At 70.2% G+C, this 21,455-nt stretch carries 16 protein-coding genes and 1 pseudogene; 6 read left to right on the plus strand and 11 right to left on the minus strand.

The window, feature by feature from the left end:
- Window positions 1–25: 25 nt before the first annotated feature.
- A pseudogene (locus GY170_RS06885) lies at window positions 26–640 on the minus strand (TRAP transporter large permease subunit); the annotation flags it as partial.
- Between the two features lie 132 nt (window positions 641–772).
- Between GY170_RS06885 and uxuA the strand changes: the two are divergent.
- Window positions 773–1,945 (plus strand): mannonate dehydratase, encoded by a 1,173-nt coding sequence (gene uxuA, locus GY170_RS06890; RefSeq protein ID WP_163891416.1) that lies wholly within the window; start codon window positions 773–775, stop codon window positions 1,943–1,945.
- Window positions 1,946–2,027: 82 nt separating this feature from the next.
- Here uxuA and GY170_RS06895 read toward each other — a convergent pair whose 3' ends face one another.
- Window positions 2,028–3,047 (minus strand): siderophore-interacting protein, encoded by a 1,020-nt coding sequence (locus GY170_RS06895; RefSeq protein ID WP_163891418.1) that lies wholly within the window; start codon window positions 3,045–3,047, stop codon window positions 2,028–2,030.
- 246 nt (window positions 3,048–3,293) lie between these two features.
- Window positions 3,294–4,595 carry a guanine deaminase gene (guaD, locus tag GY170_RS06900; RefSeq protein ID WP_163891420.1) on the minus strand — a complete coding sequence of 434 codons (1,302 nt, stop codon included), beginning with the start codon at window positions 4,593–4,595 and terminating at the stop codon, window positions 3,294–3,296.
- A 116-nt stretch (window positions 4,596–4,711) separates the two neighbouring features.
- Here guaD and mgtE point away from each other — a divergent pair, with 116 nt between their 5' ends.
- Window positions 4,712–6,100 (plus strand): magnesium transporter, encoded by a 1,389-nt coding sequence (gene mgtE, locus GY170_RS06905; protein WP_163891422.1) that lies wholly within the window; start codon window positions 4,712–4,714, stop codon window positions 6,098–6,100.
- Window positions 6,097–6,690, plus strand: a complete 594-nt coding sequence (locus GY170_RS06910) for a 5-formyltetrahydrofolate cyclo-ligase (RefSeq protein ID WP_163891424.1) — start codon at window positions 6,097–6,099, stop codon at window positions 6,688–6,690. Before mgtE ends, GY170_RS06910 begins: the two co-directional genes overlap by 4 nt.
- A 184-nt stretch (window positions 6,691–6,874) precedes the next feature.
- Here the strand turns inward: GY170_RS06910 and GY170_RS06915 are convergent, their stop codons facing one another.
- The 5 genes from GY170_RS06915 to GY170_RS06935 form a co-directional block, all read right to left on the minus strand.
- Entirely contained in the window at window positions 6,875–7,642 is a 768-nt protein-coding gene (locus GY170_RS06915; protein ID WP_163891425.1) for an ABC transporter permease, read from the minus strand.
- Window positions 7,639–8,442 (minus strand): ABC transporter ATP-binding protein, encoded by an 804-nt coding sequence (locus tag GY170_RS06920; protein WP_163891427.1) that lies wholly within the window; start codon window positions 8,440–8,442, stop codon window positions 7,639–7,641. Before GY170_RS06920 ends, GY170_RS06915 begins: the two co-directional genes overlap by 4 nt.
- A 42-nt stretch (window positions 8,443–8,484) precedes the next feature.
- Window positions 8,485–9,489 carry an ABC transporter substrate-binding protein gene (locus GY170_RS06925; protein ID WP_163891429.1) on the minus strand — a complete coding sequence of 335 codons (1,005 nt, stop codon included), beginning with the start codon at window positions 9,487–9,489 and terminating at the stop codon, window positions 8,485–8,487.
- Between the two features lie 149 nt (window positions 9,490–9,638).
- Window positions 9,639–11,414, minus strand: coding sequence for an SLC13 family permease (locus GY170_RS06930; protein WP_163891431.1), 1,776 nt, complete (start codon window positions 11,412–11,414; stop codon window positions 9,639–9,641).
- Between the two features lie 88 nt (window positions 11,415–11,502).
- The gene (locus GY170_RS06935; protein ID WP_163891433.1) at window positions 11,503–12,318 is read right to left on the minus strand and encodes a TIGR00282 family metallophosphoesterase; all 816 of its coding nucleotides are present in this window, start codon (window positions 12,316–12,318) and stop codon (window positions 11,503–11,505) included.
- 230 nt (window positions 12,319–12,548) lie between these two features.
- Between GY170_RS06935 and GY170_RS06940 the strand changes: the two genes are divergently transcribed.
- The 3 genes from GY170_RS06940 (at window position 12,549) to GY170_RS06950 (ending at window position 14,635) form a co-directional block, all read left to right on the plus strand.
- Window positions 12,549–13,301, plus strand: a complete 753-nt coding sequence (locus GY170_RS06940) for a YebC/PmpR family DNA-binding transcriptional regulator (RefSeq protein ID WP_163891435.1) — start codon at window positions 12,549–12,551, stop codon at window positions 13,299–13,301.
- 36 nt (window positions 13,302–13,337) lie between these two features.
- The gene (locus tag GY170_RS06945; protein WP_268960237.1) at window positions 13,338–14,237 is read left to right on the plus strand and encodes a DMT family transporter; all 900 of its coding nucleotides are present in this window, start codon (window positions 13,338–13,340) and stop codon (window positions 14,235–14,237) included.
- A gap of 86 nt (window positions 14,238–14,323) precedes the next feature.
- Window positions 14,324–14,635 (plus strand): NAD(P)H-binding domain containing protein, encoded by a 312-nt coding sequence (locus GY170_RS06950; RefSeq protein ID WP_163891439.1) that lies wholly within the window; start codon window positions 14,324–14,326, stop codon window positions 14,633–14,635.
- Between the two features lie 31 nt (window positions 14,636–14,666).
- Here the strand turns inward: GY170_RS06950 and GY170_RS06955 are convergent, their stop codons facing one another.
- The 3 genes from GY170_RS06955 to GY170_RS06965 all read right to left on the minus strand — a co-directional run bounded on the left by GY170_RS06955 (window position 14,667) and on the right by GY170_RS06965 (window position 21,373).
- The gene (locus tag GY170_RS06955; RefSeq protein WP_163891441.1) at window positions 14,667–15,545 is read right to left on the minus strand and encodes a transglutaminase family protein; all 879 of its coding nucleotides are present in this window, start codon (window positions 15,543–15,545) and stop codon (window positions 14,667–14,669) included.
- A gap of 4 nt (window positions 15,546–15,549) precedes the next feature.
- Entirely contained in the window at window positions 15,550–17,946 is a 2,397-nt protein-coding gene (locus tag GY170_RS06960; protein ID WP_163891443.1) for a circularly permuted type 2 ATP-grasp protein, read from the minus strand.
- Between the two features lie 88 nt (window positions 17,947–18,034).
- The gene (locus GY170_RS06965; RefSeq protein WP_163891445.1) at window positions 18,035–21,373 is read right to left on the minus strand and encodes a transglutaminase family protein; all 3,339 of its coding nucleotides are present in this window, start codon (window positions 21,371–21,373) and stop codon (window positions 18,035–18,037) included.
- Between the last annotated feature and the right edge of the window lie 82 nt (window positions 21,374–21,455).

Here is a 21,455-nt window from a genome sequence, read left to right on the forward strand (position 1 = left end):
ACGCCGGCCGGCAGCGTCCCGGGTGTCAGCCGAACATCCAGTTGGGAAGGAACAGGACGAGCCCCGGGAAAAACAGCAGCACCGCGACCACCGCGAAGATCGCCAGGAAGAATGGCAGCGATTCCCGCATGTACTCCTCCACCCGCACGTTGAGGATGGAGCAGACGGTGTACATCGCCACGCCCTCCGGCGGCGTCATCGAGCCGAGGGTGACGATAGTCATCATCAGGATGCCGAAGTGCACCGGGTCCACCCCCGCCGCCTTCACCACGGGGACGAGGATGGGCGTGAGGAGCAGCACGAGGATGGTGCTCTCGATGAAGTGGCCCGCGACGAAGAGCGCGGCCAGCACCACGGCAACGATGACGCTGGGGTCGTGCAGGCCCGAGAGCAGCACGTCGGCCACCTCCTGCGGGACGCGCAGGAAGATTATGGCGAAGCCCAGCATGCCGGACATCAGGAAGATCAGCATGACCGTGCCGGTGTTGGAGAGCGCGTCGCCGAGCGCCGCCCGGAAGCGCTCCCGCGTCATCAGCCGTTGCGCCAGCGCGCCGACGAGGATGGCGTAGACGACCGCGAAGGCGCCGACCTCGGAGGGGGTGAAGATGCCGCCGCTGATGGAGACGATGAGCAGCACCGGGACGAGGCGGCTGCAGGATAGCTGCGACTCTGCCGCGAAGCGACTTGCGCCATTCTACCATACTAGTCAACAATGCGCTGGACACTGACATCCCGGCCCGGCAAGAGGGGCCGCCGACGACGGGGAGAGACGATGCGCGAGAGCTGGCGGTGGTTTGGGCCGAATGACGCGATCACCATAGAGGATGTGCGCCAGACCGGCGTGCCTGCCATCGTCTCGGCGATGCACCATCTGCGCCCCGGAGAGCTGTGGACGCCGGAGGAGATCGCCCGCCGTCAGGCGGAGATCCGCGCCGCCGGGATGGAGTGGGAGGTGGTCGAGTCGCTGCCCGTCTCGGAAGCCATCAAGCGGCAGACGGGCCCGTGGCGCGAGCACATCGCGACCTATTGCGAGAGCCTGCACAACCTCGCCGCCGCCGGCATCGAGGTGATCTGCTACAACTTCATGCCCGTGCTCGACTGGACGCGCACGGATCTGGCCTGGCCGCTGCCGAGCGGCGCCACCTGCATGCGCTTCGATCATCTCGATTTTGCCGCCTTCGACCTGCACATCCTCGCTCGCCCGGGCGCGCACTACCCCGATGACATCGCCGCCGCCGCCCGCGAGCGCGCGGAGGAGCTGGGGGAGGAGGGGCAGGCCCGCCTGACCCGCGCCATCCTCTTCGGCCTGCCGGGGGAGCCGGAGGGCCTGTCACTGGAGAAGCTGCAGACCGAGCTCGATGCCTATGCCGATCTCGGCGCCGAGGGCCTGCGCGCCCATCTCATCGCCTTCCTCGAGGAGGTGGTGCCGGTAGCCGAGCGCCTCGGCTTGCGGATGTGCTGCCACCCCGACGATCCGCCCTTCGGGCTCCTCGGCCTGCCGCGCGTCATGTCGACGGAGGCCGATTACACCGCCGTGCTCGAGGCGGTCGATAGCCCGGCCAGCGGCATGACCCTCTGCTCCGGCTCGCTCGGCGCGCGGGGGGACAATGACCTGCCCGCGATCATGCGCCGCTGGGGCCATCGCGTGCCCTTCATCCACCTGCGCAACGTGGCGCGGGACGGCACGGAGCTGCCCGGCTCCTTCCACGAGTCGGGGCACCTGACGGGCGATGTCGACATGCTGGCCCTCATCGAGGCCATACTCGCCGAGGAGGCCCGCCGCCACGAGGCCGGCCGGACAGACTGGAACATTCCCTTCCGCCCCGACCACGGGCTCGACATGTCCGACGACGCCCGACGCCGCGCCCAGCCCGGCTACCCGCTCGTCGGTCGCCATGTCGGCCTCGCCGAGCTTCGGGGCGCCATCGCGGCAATGTCTCGGTAAAGCGGGGAGGGGGCGCGAGGCGCCCCTTTAGAAGCATCAGCCAGTGGGGGCTTGGGCGCCCGCCCGCAACGAGCAGGCGCGCCTACCAGTAGGCGGCGCAGTACATGTGCTCGCGCGCCAGCCCTAGCTCCTGCCGGTAGTGGCGACGCATGGCGCGGGCCTCGGCCTGGCTGGCGGCGAACCAGTGGTGCGTCTCGCCCTCCGGTCCTCGCAGGCGCATGGCGGCCTCGACCAGCCCCTCGTCCCGCCCCCGGATCAGCCAGCGCGCTTCGATGGCAGACGCGGTCCGCACCTCCTGCACCGCCCGCCCGTCCGGCGCGACGAGGAGGGCGGTGCCTCGCTGGTCGGGGCGAGCCATCTCCAGCATCCGCAGGATCGCCGGCACCGCCGTCTCGTCGCCGGCCAGCAGCAGTGTCTGCTCCTGCGGCAGCCAGCCGGATCCGGGGCCGGCGAGGCCGACACGCTCGCCGACGGGGCGGGAGAGGCACCAGTCGCAGGTCGGGCTGCCCTCGTGGCGGTAGATGTCCACGAACATGACGCCGGCCTCGGCATCGACATGGCGGGCCGTGTAGGCGGGGTTGAAGGGCGCATCGGGGCCCGAGGGCCAGTCCACCGTGCCGCGGCCCGACATGCGCGGCCAGCGCGGCTCCGTCACGCCGGGGCGCTGGCGATACATGCGGAAATGCATCCCGTCCTTCGTGAAGGGCGTCATGTCGCCGGTCAGCACCATGCGGTGATAGAACGGGTTCAGCGCCCGCATCTCCGCGACCTCGGCGAAGTGGAAGTTGGGCGGCATCTCGCCCGCCAGCGTCTCGCCCGACCAGTCCGGCTCCGCCAGCACCAGATCGAAGCGGCCAAGGTACCAGGCAACGAGGCCACGCATCGTCACAAGGCCGCCGATGTCGCCGCTCTCCACCGCGATGCGCGCCGCCGGACCCTCCAGCTCGATTCTGGCGCGGCCGAGGGACCATGCGGCCTCCAGCCGGCCCGGCGCGGGGCGGGTGAGGCCGAAATCGTCCTCGTCCGCCCGCTCCGCCCAGTAGGCCACGAAGGCCGCAGGATCGCCGATTGTGACGGAGGTGACGCTTTGCAGAACGGTCATGGTGTGCCGACTCCCGAGGGCTCTGTCGCGCTCGGGTTACCCGATCAATTTGGTCGGGAAAAGAGAGCAAACACGACCCGCTTGCAGAGCTGTGGGATTTCGCCACCGCCTCCTGCCAGACGGGCCGCATCCTCGCCCAATGGGTAAGCAGCACCGCTGCGATGAGCGCCGCGGGAGGCGGCTATTCCGGAGAGCTGGCGGCAGACCCCTTACCCCCGACCACGAGAGGGTGCAGCCTCCGTCCCCTCAGCCCTTCACCTTCTGCCCGGCGACATAGGTGGCGCTGACGGCGCGATCGTCGCCCATCATGATTGTGGGAAACACTGCCTCCCAGATATCCTCCGCCCGGCGGGCGCGCTGGGAGATGGCGGGGGTGGAGGCGAGGTCGAGCACGACGAGATCGGCCTCCGCCCCCTCGACCAGCCGGCCGATGCCCGGCTGGTGGAGGAGCCGCGCCGAGCCCTCCGTCGCCAGCCAGAGGAGCTGCGCGGGGTGGAGCGCCGTGCCGCGCAGCTGCGCGATCTCGTAGGCCGCCGCCATCGTGCGCAGCATCGAGAAGCTGGAGCCGCCGCCGGTATCCGTCGCCAGCCCGATCCGCGCGCCCGCCGCCCGCAGGCCCGGCAGGTCGAAGAGGCCGGAGCCGATGAAGGTGTTCGACGTCGGGCAATGGGCGATGCCGGCGCCCGTCTCCACCAGCCGCGCGGTCTCCCGCTCCGTCAGGTGGATGGCGTGGCCGAAGATGGCGCGCTCGCCGATGAGGCCGTGCGCCTCGTAGGTGGCAAGGTAATCCTCGGCGCCGGGGTACATGCCCATGACCCACTCGATCTCGTCGGTCTGCTCGGCGAGGTGGGTCTGCATGAGGCAGTCCGGGTGCTCCGCCCAGAGGGCGCCCAGCGCCTCCAGTTGCGCCTCGGTCGAGGTGGGGGAGAAGCGCGGCGTGATGGCATAGGTGGCGCGGCCCCGCCCGTGCCAGCGGGCGATGAGGGCCTTGGACTCGTCGTAGGCCGACTGCGCCGTGTCGCGCAGCCCGTCCGGCGCCGTCTCCCTGTCCATGCAGGTGCGCCCGCCGGCGACGCGCATGCCGCGCGCGGCGGCGGCGGCGAAGAAGGCATCCACCGAGGCGGGGTGGATGGTGCAGTAGGAGGTGAGCGTCGTCGTGCCGTTGGCGAGGGCGAGATCCAGCGTCGTCGCCGCCACGTCGGAGGCGTAGGCGGGATTGTCGAAGCGCATCTCCTCGGGGAAGGTGTAGCCGTTCAGCCAGTCGATCAGCCGCTTGCCCCATGAGGCGACGATGCCTGTCTGCGGGTAGTGCATGTGCGCATCGACGAAGCCGGGCAGGATCAGCCCCTGCCCGTGATCGGCGATCTGTGCGTCCGGATGCTCGGCCCTGAGCGCCTCCGCCCCGGCGACCGCGATGATGCGCCCGCCCTCGACGAGCACGCCGCCGCGGCTGTCATAGCGGGCCGCCTCCGGCGCGGCGTCGGGGCCGTTCGCGAAGGGGTCGGCGGTGAAGGCGAGGGTCTGACCCAGCAGCAGCAACTTTTCCATGCTGCACTTGTTAGGCTCCCGCGGGGCCGGCGTAAATCTCCGGCGTCCGGGGGCGCGCCATTGCTGCGCCGGGTGCAATCACTATGGTCCGCTGCGACCCAGCCGGAGGGACGAACATGAGCGAGCTGCAGGACCATCCCGTGCCCGACGGCGAGGAGGGCGACGAGTTCGCCCTGCCGCAGAAACTCTTCGACGAGATCCTCGATGCCATCGAGACGGCGGACGCGCCGCGGATCGACGCGATCCTCGAGCCGCTCCATGCGGCCGACATCGCCGACCTCCTGGAACAGCTCGATTTCCGCGACCGCCGCTCGCTCCTCGGCCTCTGGACGGGGATGGACGGCGAGGTGCTCTCCGAGCTCGACGACAACCTGCGCGAGGAGGTCATCAACGAGCTGCCGGCCGACCAGCTGGCCGAGGCGGTGCGCGAGCTGGAATCGGACGACGTGGTCGATCTCGTGGAGGATCTGGAGAGCGCACAGCAGGATGCCGTGCTGCGCGCGCTCGACGCGCCGGGCCGCATCGCGGTGGAGAAGGCGCTCGCCTACCCCGAATATTCCGCCGGCCGCCTCATGCAGGTGGAGATCGTGCGGATGCCGGAGGACTGGAATGTCGGCCAGGCCATCGACTTCATGCGCGGGGAGGAGAACCTGCCCGACCAGTTCTACCACGTGGTGCTGGTCGATGTGCGGCTGAAGCCGAGGGGCTACGTGACGCTCGGCCGCGTCCTCTCCCACCCGCGCGAGATGCCGCTGAAGGACCTCGCGGAGGAGAGCTTCCGCACCTTCCACGTGGAGGACAAGCAGGGCGACGTCGCCTATGCCTTCAACCAGTATCACCTCATCTCCGCCCCCGTGGTGGATGACGAGGAGCGACTGGTCGGCGTGATTACCATCGACGACGCCATGGAGGTGCTCGACGAGGAGGCCGAGGAGGACATCCTGCGCCTCGCCGGGGTGGGCATCGAATCGGAGATCTCCGACTCCACCTGGGGCACGGTGAAGCAGCGCCTGCCGTGGCTGGCGGTGAACCTGCTGACCGCCATCATCGCCTCCGTCGTCATCTCGCTCTTCGACGAGACAATCGCGGCCGTGGTGGCGCTGGCGATCCTCATGCCCATCGTCGCCTCGATGGGCGGCAATGCCGGGACGCAGAGCCTGACGGTGGCGGTGCGGGCCATCGCGACGCGCGACCTCACCGGATCGAACGTCTGGCGGGTGCTCAGGCGCGAGATGATCGTGGGGCTTTTCAACGGGGTGGTCTTCGCGGCGGTGATGGCCGCGGTCGGCATCGTCTGGTTCGGCTCGCCGGCGCTGGGCGGGGTGATCGCGGCGGCCATGGTGATCAACCTCGTGGTGGCGGGGCTGGCGGGGATGGGGATCCCCGTGCTGCTCGACAAGCTGGGCGTCGACCCGGCGCTCGCCTCTGGCACTTTCGTGACGACGGTGACGGACGTAGTGGGCTTCTTCGCCTTCCTAGGGCTGGCGGCCATGGTGCTTCTGTGACCATCGCCGCCGACAAGGACGCCGCCCGCGTTGCCGCCTATGACCGCCGGGCGGAGGCTCAGGCGGCGGCTGGGCCGGGGCAGGGGGCTCGGCTGGCGGAGCTCCTCGCGCGGCACCGGGGCGTGCCGCTGGCCGGCTACCTGCCGATCCGCACGGAGATCGACCCGCTGCCGGCGATGGCGGAGGCCGCCGCCCACGGCCCCGTCGCGGTGCCGATCATCGAGGCGCCGGCGACGCCGCTGCGCTTCGCGCGCTGGGAGCCGGGCATGGCGCTGGTGGAGGGACCCTTCCGCACCCGCCGCCCCGAGGTGATGGACTGGGTTGTGCCCCGGATCCTGATCGTGCCGCTCCTTGCCTTCACCCGCGACGGCTTCCGCCTCGGCTACGGCGGCGGCTTCTACGACCGGACGCTGGCGGCGCTGCGCGCCGAGGCGCCGGTGCTGGCCATCGGCTTCGCCTTCGCCGGTCAGGAGGTGGCGGAGGTGCCGCTGGAGGAGACGGACGAGCCCCTGGACCTGATCGTCACCGAGCGGGAGGTGATCGATACAGCTCCGGGCGGTTATTCAGCGGAGCGCCTGCGGCGCACATGATGCCGGGTAGGGGGGCGACCCCCTCTGCCTTCGGCATTCACCCCCGGTGGCGACGGGTTGCCTCGGCCCCGGGCGCGGGAGGGTGAAAAGCGGGGAGGGGGCTGTCTGCCCCCCGCTGCCGGTGGCAGCCCCCCCGAGGATTTTCGGGACCAAAGACAGGGGGCCCGGGGGCGGGAGGCAGGGCTCAGGTTTCCGCGCGTTCGGCCCAGCCGGCGAAGATGCGCTCCATAGCGACGACGGCGTAATAGAGGACGATGCCGAGGACGGCGAGAGCGATGAGGACGGCGAACATCAAGGGGTAGTTGGAGTTCGTCTGGCCGGAGAGGAACAGGGCGCCGAGGCCGCGGCCATGGGGGGAGACGATCTCCACCAGGTTGGTGCCGATGAAGGCCAGCGTCACGGCGACCTTCAGGGCGCCGAAGAACTCCGGCAGCGTCTTCGGCAGGGCGATCTTCCAGAAGATAGTCATGCGGCTGGCGCCGAGGGCACGCAGGATGTCGCGGTATTCCGGCTCCAGCGTCGACAGGCCAATGGCGACCGAGACGGCGATGGGGAAGAAGGAGATGAGGAAGGCCATCATCACCGTGTTGAAGTTGTGCTGGCCGATGAAAAGGAGCGCCAGCACTGGCACCAGCGTCGCCTTCGGGATGGCGTTGAAGCCGACGAGCAGCGGGTAGAGCCCGTCGCGCACGATGCGGCTGAAGCCCATGACCATGCCGAGGGCGAGGCCGAAGATCACCGCCAGCAAGAGGCCCGCGACCGTGCGCCAGAGCGTCTGCCAGGAGCCGAGGAGGAACAGCTCCCAGAAGCGGGCATAGGCCTCGGGTAGGTCGGAGGGCGAGGCCATGACGTAGTTCGGCCAGCCATTGGCCCAGACCAGCAGCTCCCAGAGCACAAGGAAGATCAGGATGGAGAGGACGGGTACGCCGACCTTGCGCAGGGCGGTGTTCATGCGGCGGCTCCTTCGCCGGGCCCTTCACCCCTCCCCTGGGCGATCTTGATCTGGTCACGCAGGACATGGAGCATCTCGCCCACCTTCGGCGTGTAGAGGATGTCGAGCGGGCGCTCGTCCGGCAGGTCGACGTTCATGACGTATTGCGTCCGCGCCGGGCGGCCGGAGAGGACGACGACCTGGTCGCCGAGATAGACGCTCTCGCGCAGGTCATGGGTGATGAGCACTGCCGTGAAGGGCTCCGCCGCGCGCAGCTGGCGCATCGTCTGCCAGAGATCCTCGCGGGTGAAGTTGTCGAGCGCGCCGAAGGGCTCGTCCATGATCAGCACGTCGGGCTTGTGAACGATGGCGCGGCAGAGCGAGGCGCGCTGGCGCATGCCGCCCGAGAGCTCGGACGGGCGCTTGGCCTCGAAGCCCTCGAGGCCGACCATTGCCAGCAGCTCTTCGGCCCGCGCCACGCGCTCCTTGCGGGGCATGGAGGGGGCGACGATCTCCAAGGGCAGGATGACGTTGTCGAGGATCGAGCGCCATTCCAGCAGCACCGGGTTCTGGAAGGCCATGCCGACGTTCTTGCGGGGGCCGCGGATGGGCGCGCCGTCGAGGCGGACTTCGCCCTTGTCGGGCTTCATCAGGCCCGCCACCAGCCGCGTCAGCGTGGACTTGCCGCAGCCCGAGGGGCCGACGACCGCGCAGAACTCGCCGCGCGGGATGGCGATGTCGAGCCCGTCCAGCACCGGCAGCGGGCCGGAGGGGGTGCGATAGGCGTGGGCAACGCCGCGGATGTCGATGAGATCGCTCATTGGGGGTGGCGCGGGCGAAAGGGCCGCCCGCGCGCCGATCGCTTACTGCAGCATCCGGGCGTCGGCCGCCGGCAGGTAGCTGTCGTCGAAGATCACCGAGGCATCGGGCTCGGACTGGAACTCGTAGACGGATTTCGTCTGCTCGAGCGCGCTGGCGAAGCGCTCGTCATCGACGTCTCCGAAGCCGTTCTCGGTGACCCAGTCGGTCAGCACGTTGTCCTCGACGGAGAGGCCGAGGCGGCGTGTCTCCAGCTCCGCATCCGCGGCCGGGTTGCGCTCCAGCAGCGAGGAGATGGCGGCGTCGGGGTCGTCGATGGCGGCCTGCCAGCCCTGCGCGACGGCGGTGAGGAAGCCGGTGACGGCCTCGGGGTTGGCCTCGGCGAAGTCGGTGTTGACGATGATGGCGTTGCCGTAAAGGTCCACCCCGTAGTCGGCCATGAGCAGCACGACGATATCCTCGGCGTCCACGCCCAGCCGCTCGGTGTTGAGCGTCGAGGTGAAGGAGAAGCCGGTGACCGCGGCGACCTGACCCTCGGCCAGCATCGGCTCACGGGTGGGGAAGCCGACGGGCTCGATGGTGATGGCGTCCATGTCGAGGCCGTTCTCGGCGGCGAAGATCGGGAACTGCGCCCAGGCGCCGTCCGGCGGCGGCGCACCGAGCACCTTGCCTTCGAGGTCCGCCGGCTCGGCGATGCCGAGCGAGGAGCGGCCGACGACGGCGAAGGGGGGCTTGTCGTAGATCATCATGACGGCGGTGACCGGGGCGCCGGGGTTCTGGTCGAGGAAGCGGATGACGGAGTTGATGTCGGCGAAGCCCACCGGGTAGGCGCCGGTGGCGACCTTCGGGATGGCGTCGAGCGAGCCATTGCCCTCGGAGATCGTCACGTCCAGCCCCTGGTCGGCGAAGAAGCCCTCGTCGATGGCGAGCGTGTAGGGCGCGGCCGGGCCCTCGAACTTCCAGTCGAGCGCGAAGGGCATCTCCGTCTGGGCGGAGGCGGCGGAGCCGGCGGCGACGAGCGTGGCGGCGGCGAAGAGGGAGCGGAACATGGGCATCTTCTCGCTGTTACAAATTCCAAGGCAGCCTGCTTGGGCCGCCGCCCGCCATCAACGGCGGGGGCAGGGTGGCCCATTCGCTCGAATTGCTCATATGCGGCGCCGCCCGCATTTTGGGCGCATCGCCTGAACTTTGGGCGTCTTTAGAAGTAAAGCGCGGCGATCACCAGCGAGGCGACGGCGCCCATCAGCACGTTGAGCGGCAGGCCGATGCGCACGAAATCGGAGAACTTGTAGCCGCCGGGGCCGTAGACCAGCATGTTGCACTGGTAGCCGATGGGGGTGGCAAAGCCGAAACTGGCGCCCATCATCACGATGATCATCACCGGCTTGGCGTCGAAGCCCAGCGTCTGCGCGAGGCCGATGGCAACCGGCGTCACCACCACCGCGACGGCGTTGTTGGAGAGCAGCTCCGTGAGGAGGGAGGTGATGGCGAAGATGGCGAAGAGCGTCACTACGGCGGGCAGCCCATCGAGCAGCGGCGCGGCGGCGGTGACGATCAGCTCGACGGCGCCCGAGGCTTCCAGCCCCGCGCCGACGGCGAGCATCCCGAAGAGCATCGCGAGGAGACGGCCGTCGACGTAGGAGAAGGCCTCGTCGGCATCGATGCAGCGGGTCAGCAGCACCACCGCGACGCCGATGAAGGCGAGGATCTCGATCCGCCCCACGCCGATGGCCGAGAAGCCGACGATGGAGGCGAGGACGGCGATGACGATCCACGCGCGGTTGCGGCGAAAGGCCTTCTGCGTCGGGTGGGCGACGTCGACGAGGTTCATCTCCCCCGCGAGGCGCTGAATATCCGCCGGTGCGCCTTCGAGCAGCAGCGTGTCGCCGACCTGCACGACGGTGTCCTCCATCTGCCGGCCGACGTTGCGGTCACGCCGGTGGACGGCGAGGGGGTAGACGCCGAAGCGCCGGCGCAGGCGCAGATCGCCGAGGCGCCGGCCGACCATCTTGCAGTCGGGCGTGATCAGCACCTCCACCGTCGTCGTCTCGACGGCGGAGACCTGGTCGACGCGGCGCAGGTCCTTGTTGCGCTGAAGGGACAGAAGCTCCGTCATCTGCGTGCGCAGCACCACGCGGTCGCCCACCTCCAGCGTCACGCCAGCGAGGTTGCGGCGCAGGGATTCGTCGCCGCGGATCACGTCGATCAGCCGCACGCCCTCGCGCTTGAAGAGCTGCACGCCGAGGACCTCGCGGCCGATGAGGTTCGAGCCCGGCGGGATCACCGCCTCGGTGAAGAAGCGCATGCGGCTGCGGTCTGAGACCATGAGCGCCATGGAATCGCGGGCCGGCAGCAGCGCGTTGCCGAAGAGGCCGAGGTAGAGCAGTCCGGTGATCGCCAGCGGCAGGCCGACGGGCGCCAGCTCGAAGATGTGGAAGGGCTCGACGCCGGAGGCGCGGCCGACGCCGTCTACCACGAGGTTGGTCGAGGTGCCGATGAGTGTGAGCGTTCCGCCCATGATAGACATGTAGGAGAGCGGGATCAGCAGCTTCGACGGCGCGATGTCCAGCTGCTTGGCGAGCTGGATGAAGACGGGCAGCATCACCACCACGATGGGCGTGTTGTTGACGAAGGCCGACAGCGTGACGACGGAGACGGCGATGGCGGCGATGGTCGTCCGCGGCCGGGTCGTCACGCCCCGCGTGGCCAGCTGGGAGAACCAGTCGAGCGCCCCTGTGCGCACCAGCCCGCCGACGATCATGAACATCGCGGCGATGGTCCACGGGGCGGGGTTGGCGAAGACGTCGAAAGCCTGCACCGGGTCGAGGATGCCGAGCACGATCAGCGCCATGGCGCCGGTCAGCGCGACCACCTCGATCGGATATTTCTCGGAGACGAAGGCGACGAACATCGCCAGCATGATGGCGATGGCCAGCACGGCCTCTTCCATCGGCCCGAACTCTACCCCGATCATGGTGCCCCTGCGTTCCCCTCGGCGCCGGAGCATTGCCCGATACCCCCCCGCCGCACAAGTCCGGCGGCGCGGGGCTGTGGCCGGCGGGTCACGCCGGGCCTGTCGCCTCCAGCCGGCCGCCCTGCCGGACGGGGACCGCACGCGTGGCCTTCCCGCTGCGGTCGTCCGTCTCCACGTAGAGGCCGCAGATGGTCGCCTCGCCGAGGGCGGGGGAGAAGCGCTCCTTCGCCATGCCGGTTATGAAGCGGCGCAGCGGCTCGGCCTTCTCCATCCCGATGACGGAGTTGTAGTCGCCGCACATGCCGGCATCGCTGAGATAGGCGGTGCCGCTGGGCAGGATCATCGCGTCGGCCGTCGGCACATGCGTATGCGTGCCAACGACGATGGAGGCGCGGCCATCGCAGAAGTGGCCCATCGCCATCTTCTCGCTCGTCGCCTCGCAATGCATGTCGACGAGGCTCGCCTGCACCAGCCCGCCCATCGGGTGGGCCTTCAGCACCGGCTCGATGGCCGAGAAGGGATCGTCATAGGTGCGCGACATGAAGACCTGCCCCAGCACCTGCGCCACCAGCACCTTCTGCCCGCCGCGCGCGGAGAAGACCTTCGCCCCGCGCCCCGGCGCGCCCTTGGCGAAGTTGATCGGCCGCAGGATGCGCCCGTCCTGCTCGCAGACCTGCAGCATGTCCTTCTGGTCGAAGGCGTGATCCCCGAGGGTGACGACATCCGCCCCCGCCTCGAAGAGCCCCTTGGCATGGGCGCCGTTGAGCCCATGCCCGGAGGAGGCATTCTCGCCGTTGACGACGACGAAATCGAGCCGCCAGTCGTCCCGCAGCTTCGGCAGCCGCTCCGCCACGGCGGCGCGCCCCGCCCGCCCCATGACATCGCCAAGAAAGAGAATGCGCATGGCCCTCTCCTAGGCGGCTCGGCGCGCGGGTGCAATCGGCTCCACCTCGCCCTCCGCGTGCCGACGCTCCCCGGCGCACCTGTCTTTGGTCCCGAAAATCCTCGGGGGGGAGGGGCGGCAAGCGCGGGGGGCAGACAGCCCCCCTCGACACCGGCGACCCCGCTCCCCTTGCCCCCATGCCAGCCGGCGAATATAGAGCCGATCGATCCGCGAAGAAGAGGGCAAGACCCATGGCCGGCCATTCCAAATGGGCGAACATCCAGCATCGCAAGGGGCGGCAGGATGCGGCCCGCTCCAAGCTGTTCTCCAAGTTTTCGAAGGAGATCACCGTCGCCGCCAAGATGGGCGACCCCGATCCCGACAAGAACCCCCGCCTGCGCCTCGCCGTGAAGGAGGCCAAGAGCCAGTCGATGCCGAAGGACGTCATCGACCGCGCCATCAAGAAGGCCATCGGCGGCGATGCCGAGAATTACGAGAGCATCCGCTACGAGGGCTACGGGCCCAACGGCGTGGCGGTCATCGTCGAGGCGCTGACCGACAACCGCAACCGCACCGCCTCCTCCGTGCGCTCCACCTTCGGCAAGAGCGGCGGCAACCTCGGCGAGACGGGCTCCGTCGCCTTCATGTTCGACCGCAAGGGCGAGATCTTCTACAAGCCCGAGGCCGGTGACGCCGACACGATGATGCTGGCCGCCATCGAGGCCGGCGCCGAGGATGTCGAATCTGGCGAGGACGGGCACTACATCTACTGCGCCGATACCGACCTCAACGAGGTCTCGAACGCGCTCGAGGCCGAGCTAGGCGAGAGCGAGACGGCCAAACTCGTCTGGCGGCCGACGACCACCGCGCCGGTGGATCTCGAAGGGCTGCAGAAGCTGATGAAGCTGGTCGAGACGCTCGAAGACGATGACGACGTGCAGAACGTCACCACCAATTTCGAAGCGCCCGACGAGGTGATGGAAGCCTACGAGGCGGCGGAGTAATTGCCTGCGGCCGCCCCTGTCCCGACGGGGGCGTTCATTCCGCCTGAGGCACGGCCGCTGCGCGGCGTTCTCTTCATGGTGCTCTCGGGGCTGAGCTTCGTCTGCATGACCGCCATCGTGAAGACGGTGGGCACCGAGGTGCCCGCCGCCGAGGCGAGCTTCCTGCGCTACATCATGGGCGTGCCGCTGCTTCTGCCGATGCTCGGCGCCGTCCGCCGGGCGAAGCTGACGCCGCGGCTCTGGGCGCTGTTCTCGGCGCGGGCGCTCGTCCATTCCGGCGCCGTGATCCTGTGGTTCTTCGCCATCGCCCGCATCCCGCTCGCCGAGGTGACGGCGATGAATTACCTCAACCCGATCTACGTCACCCTCGGCGCGGCGCTGATCTTCGGCGAACGATTGGCGCTCCGGCGCATCCTCGCGATCGGGGTGGCGCTCATCGGCGTGGTCATCATGCTGCGCCCCGGCTTCCGCGAGCTTGACCCGGGCCATTTCGCGATGCTCGCCGTCTCCGTCTGCTTCGCGGGCAGCTACCTCTTCACCAAGCAGCTGGCGGGGGAGGTGAGCCCGACGGTGATCGTCACCATGCTGTCGCTGCTGGTGCCCATCTGCCTCTTCCCCTTCGCGCTGGTCGACTGGCAGACACCGAGCCTGACGGAACTGGCCTGGTTCGCCGGCACCGCGGTCTTCGCCACGCTTGGCCACTACTTCATGACGGTCGCCTTCGCGGCAGCGCCGATGACCGTCACCCAGCCCGTCACCTTCCTGCAGCTGGTCTGGGCGACAACGCTCGGCTGGCTCGCCTTTGGGGAGAGTATCGACAGCTGGGTCGTCATCGGCGCGCTGCTCATCATGGGTGCCATCGGCTATATGACCTTCCGCGAGGCGCAGCTCAAACGCGCCGCCCGCACCCCGCCGCCCGCGGCGACGCGGCGGTGACCTGCGGCGGGCTCCGGCCTGCTTGACGTTGACGTCATACTCCCTACCAGCAAGAGTGCAGAGCGGAATGAGCAGTGGGAGGTGCCATGGCGCGCATGACCCGGGTGAACCGGTTCACGGTTCCGATCGAGACACGCGAGCGCTTCGTGGAGCATCTTAGGACTATCCGTGACACGCTGCATGAGTGCCCGGCAGCATACAACGTGAGGTTGATGGAGGCCGCCGATGGTGAGCTGGCGCTGATCTACGAGCATGTCGGCCCCGACGGCGCCGCGGAATGCGCCCGCTTCCTCGACAGCCGCCACGTGCCGGAGGAGCGGCACGCCGTGATGCTGACGATGAAGGTCCACATGCAGGTGCGCAGCTATCGCCACATCGGCGGGAGCTCTCCGGGTTAGACCCGGCTGGCCGGGCCCCTTCGCCGGCCGCCTATTCCACCGGGATCACGTCCACCGCCTGGCTGGAGCCATGCGCGCCGGAGAGGCGGATGGCGCCGCGCACGGGGGCGACGTCGGAGTAGTCGCGCCCGATGGCGACCGTCAGATGGTCCCCCCCGACGGCCATGTCGTTGGTCGGGTCGATCTCCACCCAGCCCGTCGCCGCGCCGCACCAGGCGCGCACCCAGGCATGCATGGCATCCGCCCCCTCAAGTCGCGGCTGTCCCTCTGGCGGCTCGGTGCGCAGGAAGCCCGAGACGTAGCCGGCGGGGATGCCGAGCGAGCGGAGCATGGCGATCATGATATGCGTGTAGTCCTGGCAGACGCCGCGGCGGCCCTCGAAAGCCTCCTCGAAGGTGGTGCCGACATGCGTCGCCCCCGCCTCGAACGTCATGTGCCCGTGCAGGGCGCGGCTGACGGCGGCGACGGCTTCCCCCGCGCTGGCGGCATCCGCCGCCGCCTCCGCCGCGAAGGCGGCGATGGCCTTGGGCGCGGCGCCGAGGCGCGGGGAGGGCGGCAGGAAGTGATGGGGCGAGGCGGCGGTGAGCTGCGGCTGGGCGGCGAGCTCGGCGGCCAGACGGGGCAGGGAGGGCGAGGCATCCAGCCGCGCCGCCTGCGCCTGCCGCTCGATCCGGGCGCGCAGGGTGAAGGCCACCTTCGCCAGCGGCGCATCGAAGGCCAGCTCCGTCACCCGGTTGTTGAAGAAGTCCTTGCGCTCCAGCCGCTCGGAAGGGCGGGGGGAGATCTCCAGCCCCGCGGCGATCAGCCTTTGCCCCGGCACGTCTGCCGGGATCATGCGCAGCAGGTGCCGCCCCCCGGTGGCGGGGCTGTCGTAGTTGTAGGCGATGCGCAGCGTCACGTCGTAGAGCATCGGGCTACCGGAAGTAGGCTTCGGCGAGGAGGGTGGAGAGCTGGGCCACCTCCTCGGCGCTGGCGTTGAGGCGCTCCGTCGTCAGCGCCCCCGGCGTCGTGCCCTGCACGGCGGCCTGCGCGTGCAGGAGCGCCCGCTGGAAGGGGCTGAGCTGGCGGTGCCGCTCGGCCCCCGGCAGGTAGCTGACATGCTCGGCCACCTCGGTCAGCTGGAAGGCGACGGCCCGGGGGTTGAGCGCATCGAGCGCCAGCAGGTCGAGCACCGTGGCGCGGGTGGGCGCGGCGGCGTAGCGGCGGCGGTGGCTCATGGTGCTGTCGCCCAGCTCGATGGCGAGGTCCAGCGCGCCGTCCGGCGCCTCCGGGTCGGCAAAGTCGGCCAGCAGGCGGGCAACGGAATGGGCGCGCTCGAGGTCCCGCCCGATGGAGAGGAAGCGCCAGCCGGAGAAGCGGTACATATTCTCGTGCACGAGGCCGGAGAAGGCGGCGATCATGCGTAGCAGGGTCGAGGCGGCACGGACCGTGCCGTCCCCCGGCTCGGCGGCGCTGACCTCGCTGAGCGTGCGCTCCAGATCCGTCAGCGCCAGCCAGCCGTCGAGCGAGAAGCGGTCGCGGACATGGGCGGCCGAGCCGATGGCCGATTGCAGGACGGGCCCCACGGCATCGTCCAGCCCGGCGGAGAGGGAGACGCCGCGCGCCGCCAGATGCGCCTCCAGCGCCGCGAAGAGCGGACCGTCGGCCGCGCCCTGCTCGGCGAGCCGGACGTGCCAGGCGCGCCAGAGCCGCACGATCATCTCGGCGCGCTCGATGTAGCGACCGAGCCAGAAGAGGTTGTCGGCGGCGCGCGAGGGCAGGGCGGAGGGCTGCAGGCGCAGCGGGTCGTCGCCGCTCGCCGGCAGCATCGTCTCCGCCTGCACGGGCTGTTTCGAGACGACCCAGACATCCGCCGCCAGCCCGCCCCGCTGCAGCGCCAGCTCCGCCGGCCGGCTCTCCCGCCCGATGCGGGCATAGCCGCCGGGCATGACCTGCCAGCCGTCCTTCGTGCGGGCGAGGAAGATGCGCAGCGACATCGGCCGGGGCACCAGACGGCCGCCCTCGAAGGCGGGCGTCGTCGACAGGCTCACCGCCTCCTGGCCCACCAGCGCGCCGCCCTGCCGCTCGAGCCAGTCCTCGAAATTGCCCTCGGAGCGCGCCGTCTCCGCCGCCGTCTCGCCGGCATCGAAGAGGGCGCGGGTGGAGAGCGCAGAGGAGACGGTCATTCGCCCGGCATGGCTGCGCACGTAGGCCCGCTCCTCGGCGCCGCCGCACCACCACGTGGCGATGTTGGGCATCCGCAGGGGCCGGCCGTCGATCAGCTCGGAGATGCGGGGCAGGAAGGCGAGCAGCGCCCGCGTCTCCAGCACGCCGGAGCCGAGGGCGTTGACCATGGAGAGGCCGCCGGCGCGGAGCGCGGAGACGAGGCCGGGCGTGCCAATGTGGCTGCGCTCGTCCAGCTCCAGCGGGTCGGCCCAGGTGGCGTCGAGCCGCCGCCAGAGGACGGAGATGGGGCGCAGGCCCGAGACGGTGCGCACCATCAGCTGGCCGCCGCGCACGACCATGTCGTCGCCCTCGAGCAGCGGCACGCCGAGGTAGCGCGCGATATAGGCATGCTCGAAATAGGCGGCGTTGGCGGGCCCGGGCGTCATGATCGCCACCCGCCCCTCGGGCCGTCCCTCGGCGGCGCCGCCCATCTCCATCAGCGCATCGCGGAAGCGGCGGAAGAATCCGGCGAGCCGCTCGACATTGGCGCGGGCGTAATGCTCGGAATAGGCGCGGGCGGTGGCGATGCGGTTCTCCAGCGCGAAACCGGCGCCGGAGGGGGCCTGGCAGCGGTCGCCGAGCACCCACCACGCCCCGCCGGGGCCGCGGCCGATATCGAAGGCGACGTAGTGCAAGTAATGGCCGGAGCGCGGCTGCACGCCGACCATGGGGCGGAGCCACTCGGGGTTGCCCGCGACGAGCGCCGGGGGCAGGTGCCCGCCGGCCACCAGCCGGCCCGGCCCATAGAGATCGGCCATGACCTTCTCCAGCAGGTCGGCCCGCTCGGTGAGGGCGGCGGCGATCTCCTCCCACTCGGCGCGGTCGATCAGCACCGGCATGTGGCTCATCGGCCAGTCGCGGGTGGTGGAGCTTTCCTGCTCGTACTGCCGGTAGAAGACCCCGGCGTCGCTGAGGTAGCGATCCGCCGCCGCGTGGCGCCCCGCCAGCTCCTCCGGCGTCATGGCGGAGAGGGCGGCGATCAGGTCGCCCCAGGCGGCGCGGGGGCGGCCGTCCTCGCCGATCAGCTCGTCAGGGACGCCCTTGAGCGGCTGGTAGCCTTCCAGCAGCGCCCGCCGGCCCGGCGTGGCCCTCGCGTCACGCGTCATGGCTGCCGCTCGCCGCTCCCTCGCGGGCGCGTCTCGCTCCGCGCGCGGGTGCCGGCCTCCTGCCGTTGCGGCGTCGTCTCCGGCATCGTCAACTCCACAGGCCCGGCGGGCGGCGCAGATCCAGCGTCATCGGGAACTCGCCATGCGGGTGCTCCTCCGGCGGCCGGTAGGCCTTGGCGGTGCCGCCATGCGCCTCGAAGCGGGCGAGGCGGCGGGCCTCGGCCTCGTAGGAGTTGACCGGGAAGGTTTCGTAATTGCGCCCGCCGGGGTGGGCGACGTGGTAGGTGCAGCCCGCCAGCGCCCGGCCCGACCAGGTGTCGAAGATGTCGAAGGTCAGCGGCGCATCGACGGGCAGCACCGGGTGCAGCGCCATCGACGGCTGCCACGCCTTAAAGCGCACGCCGCCCACGGCGACGCCGTTGGAGAGGCCGGTCAGCGGCACCGCGCGGCCGTTCACCGCGACGATGTAGCGGGCGGGGTCGGCGCCCGTCAGCTTCACCTGCAGCCGCTCGGTCGAGCTGTCGGTATAGCGCACCGTGCCGCCGATGGCGCCGGTCTCGCCGAGGACATGCCAGGGCTCCAGCGCCTGACGCAACTCGAGGTGGACTCCTTCCGCCTCGATCTCGCCGCAGAAGGGGAAGCGGAACTCGGCCTGGGCCTCGAACCACTCCTCGCGCATCTCGAAGCCGTGCTCGCGCAGGTCGGCCAGCACCTCGCGGAAATCGGCCCAGAGCATCTCGGGCAGCATGAAGCGGTCATGCAGCGCCGTGCCCCAGCGGATGAGCGGGCCGGTGGCCGGCGCATCCCAGAAGCGGGCGATAAGGGCGCGGATGAGGAGCTGCTGGGCGAGGGACATGCGCGGCTCGGGCGGCATCTCGAAGCCGCGGAACTCGACGAGGCCGAGTCGCCCGGTGGGGCCGTCGGGGGAGTAGAGCTTGTCGATGCAGATCTCGGCGCGGTGGGTGTTGCCGGTGACGTCCGTCAGGATGTTGCGCAGCAGGCGGTCGGTCAGCCAGGGCAGGGGGGCCAGCCCCTCTCCCGGGCTCGGCATCTGGTTCAGCGCGATCTCCAGCTCGTAGAGGCTGTCGTGCCGCGCCTCGTCGATCCGCGGCGCCTGGGAGGTCGGCCCGACGAAGAGGCCGGAGAAGAGGTAGGAGAGCGAGGGGTGCCGGTTCCAGTGCAGGATCAGCGAGCGGAGGAGATCCGGCCGGCGCAGGAAGGGCGAATCCTGAGGCGTGACGCCGCCGACCACCACGTGGTTGCCGCCGCCGGTGCCGGTATGCTTGCCGTCGATCATGAACTTGTCGGCGCCGAGGCGGCATTGCCGCGCCTCCTCGTAGACGGCCTCCGTCACCTCGACGCAGCCGGCCCAGTCTTCGGCCGGGTGGATGTTCACCTCCAGCACGCCCGGGTCGGGAGCGACGCGTATGACGTTGATCCGGGGGTCGAAGGGCGGGGCGTAGCCCTCAATATGCACCGGCAGGCCGAGGCGCTCGGCCGCGCCTTCGGCGGCGGCGACGAGCTCCAGGTAATCGTCCACCTTCTCGACCGGGGGCATGAAGACGCAGAGCCGGCCGCCCCGCGGCTCGACCGAGAGGGCGGTGCGGACATGCCCGTCGATGTCAGGGGCGAGCGTCTGGCCCGGCTGCGCCTCCTGCGGCTCGGACGGGGTGAAGCTGGCCACGGGCTGGCCGCGGCGGGCCTGCGCCTCGGCGGGGACGTCGTGATAATCGGGCAGGGGGCCGAGATCCTGCATCGTATCGGCGGGGTTGGTGTAGGGGTAGCGCGAGGCCGGCAGCCACGGCAGGGAGCTGAGCGGAATGCGATAGCCGAGGGCGCTGTCGCCCGGCACGAGGAAGAGCTTGCCGCGCCGGAACTTCCAGACCTCCGACAGCCAGCCGCCGGAGCGCGCCTTCGTCTGCCAGCGCTGGACGGGCAGGACGTAGCCGACCGGCTCCGTCAGGCCACGCTCGAAGACCTTCGCCATGCGGTGGCGCTCTTCGGGGTTCTCCAGCTTGCTGTTCTCGGGCGTGACGTTGGCCGGCAGCTCGGCTTCCTTGAGCAGCCAGTGCGCCGGGTCCTCGTAGGCGGCGGCGATCGTCTCATCCGGCACGCCGAGCTCTTCGGCGATGGCAGCGGTGAGGCGGCCGGCGTCATCGGGGGTGACCTCGCGGGCCTCCGTCTCCTCGGCGATGAGATCGGGGTTGCGCCAGATCGGCACGCCGTCCTTTCGCCAGTAGAGGCTGAACGTCCAGCGTGGCAGCGTCTCGCCCGGGTACCACTTGCCCTGCCCGTAGTGGAGGAAGCCGCCGGGCGCAAAGCGGGCCTGCAGGCGGCGGATCAGCTGGTCCGCCGCGGCCCGCTTGTCGGGGCCGGTGGCATCCTCGTTCCACTGCGGGCTCTCGAAATCGTCGATGGAGACGAAGGTCGGCTCGCCGCCCATCGTCAGCCGCACGTCGCCGTCCTTCAGCGCCGCGTCGACCTTGCGGCCGAGCGTGTCGAGCGCCGCCCAGCTCTCCTCCGAGAAGGGCTTGGTGATGCGCGGGTGCTCGGCGACGCGGTCGACCGTCATGTCGAAGGCGAAGTCCACCTCCGCCGCCGTCGCCATGCCGGAGATGGGCGCGGCGTTGCGGTAATGCGGCGTCGCGGCCAGCGGGATGTGGCTCTCGCCGGTCAGCAGACCGGAGGTCGGGTCGAGACCCACCCAGCCGGCGCCGGGCAGGTAGACCTCCGCCCAGGCGTGCAGGTCGGTGAAGTCATGATCCGTCCCCGAGGGGCCGTCGAGCGCCTCGACGTCGGGCTTCAGCTGGATGAGGTAGCCGGAGACGAAGCGCGCCGCGAAGCCGAGCTGGCGCAGGATCTGCACCAGCAGCCAGGAGCTGTCGCGGCAGGAGCCGGTGCCCCGCTCCAGCGTCTCCTCCGGCGTCTGCACGCCGGGCTCCATGCGGATGACGTAGCCGACGTGGTTGGCGACCAGCTGGTTGAGCTCGACGATGAAGTCGGTGACCGGGCGCTTGCGCCGGTCGACCCGCTTCATGAAATCGCGCAGCAGCGGCCCGGATTTCTCGGGGCGGCGGTAGATCACCAGGTCGGGCGCGATGTCGGCGTGGTAGTTGAAGGGGAAGTCCTTCGCGTCGTCTTCCACGAAGAAGTCGAAGGGGTTGTAGACGGACATATCCGCCACCAGCCCCACCTCGATGCGGAACTCGCGTACCGGCTCGGGGAAGACGAAGCGCGCCTGCCAGTTGCCGTAGGGATCCTGCTGGTGATTGACGAAGTGGTCCTCTGGCGTGACCTTCAGGCTGTGCGAGATCACCCGCGTGCGGCTGTGCGGGGCCGGGCGCAGACGGATGATCTGCGGGCCCAGCGTCACCGGCCGGTCGTACTTGTAGTGGGTCAGGTGGGTGATCGCCGCCTTGATCGCCATGAAATTCGTCCTCGCCTTGCTGCCCCTTACGTTCCACGGCTGGCCGCCGGGCACAAACCCCGGCGGGGCCGCCCGGGCGGAT

It is taken from the genome of Pseudoroseicyclus tamaricis (assembly GCF_012070395.1).
GTDB lineage: Bacteria > Pseudomonadota > Alphaproteobacteria > Rhodobacterales > Rhodobacteraceae > Pseudoroseicyclus_A > Pseudoroseicyclus_A tamaricis.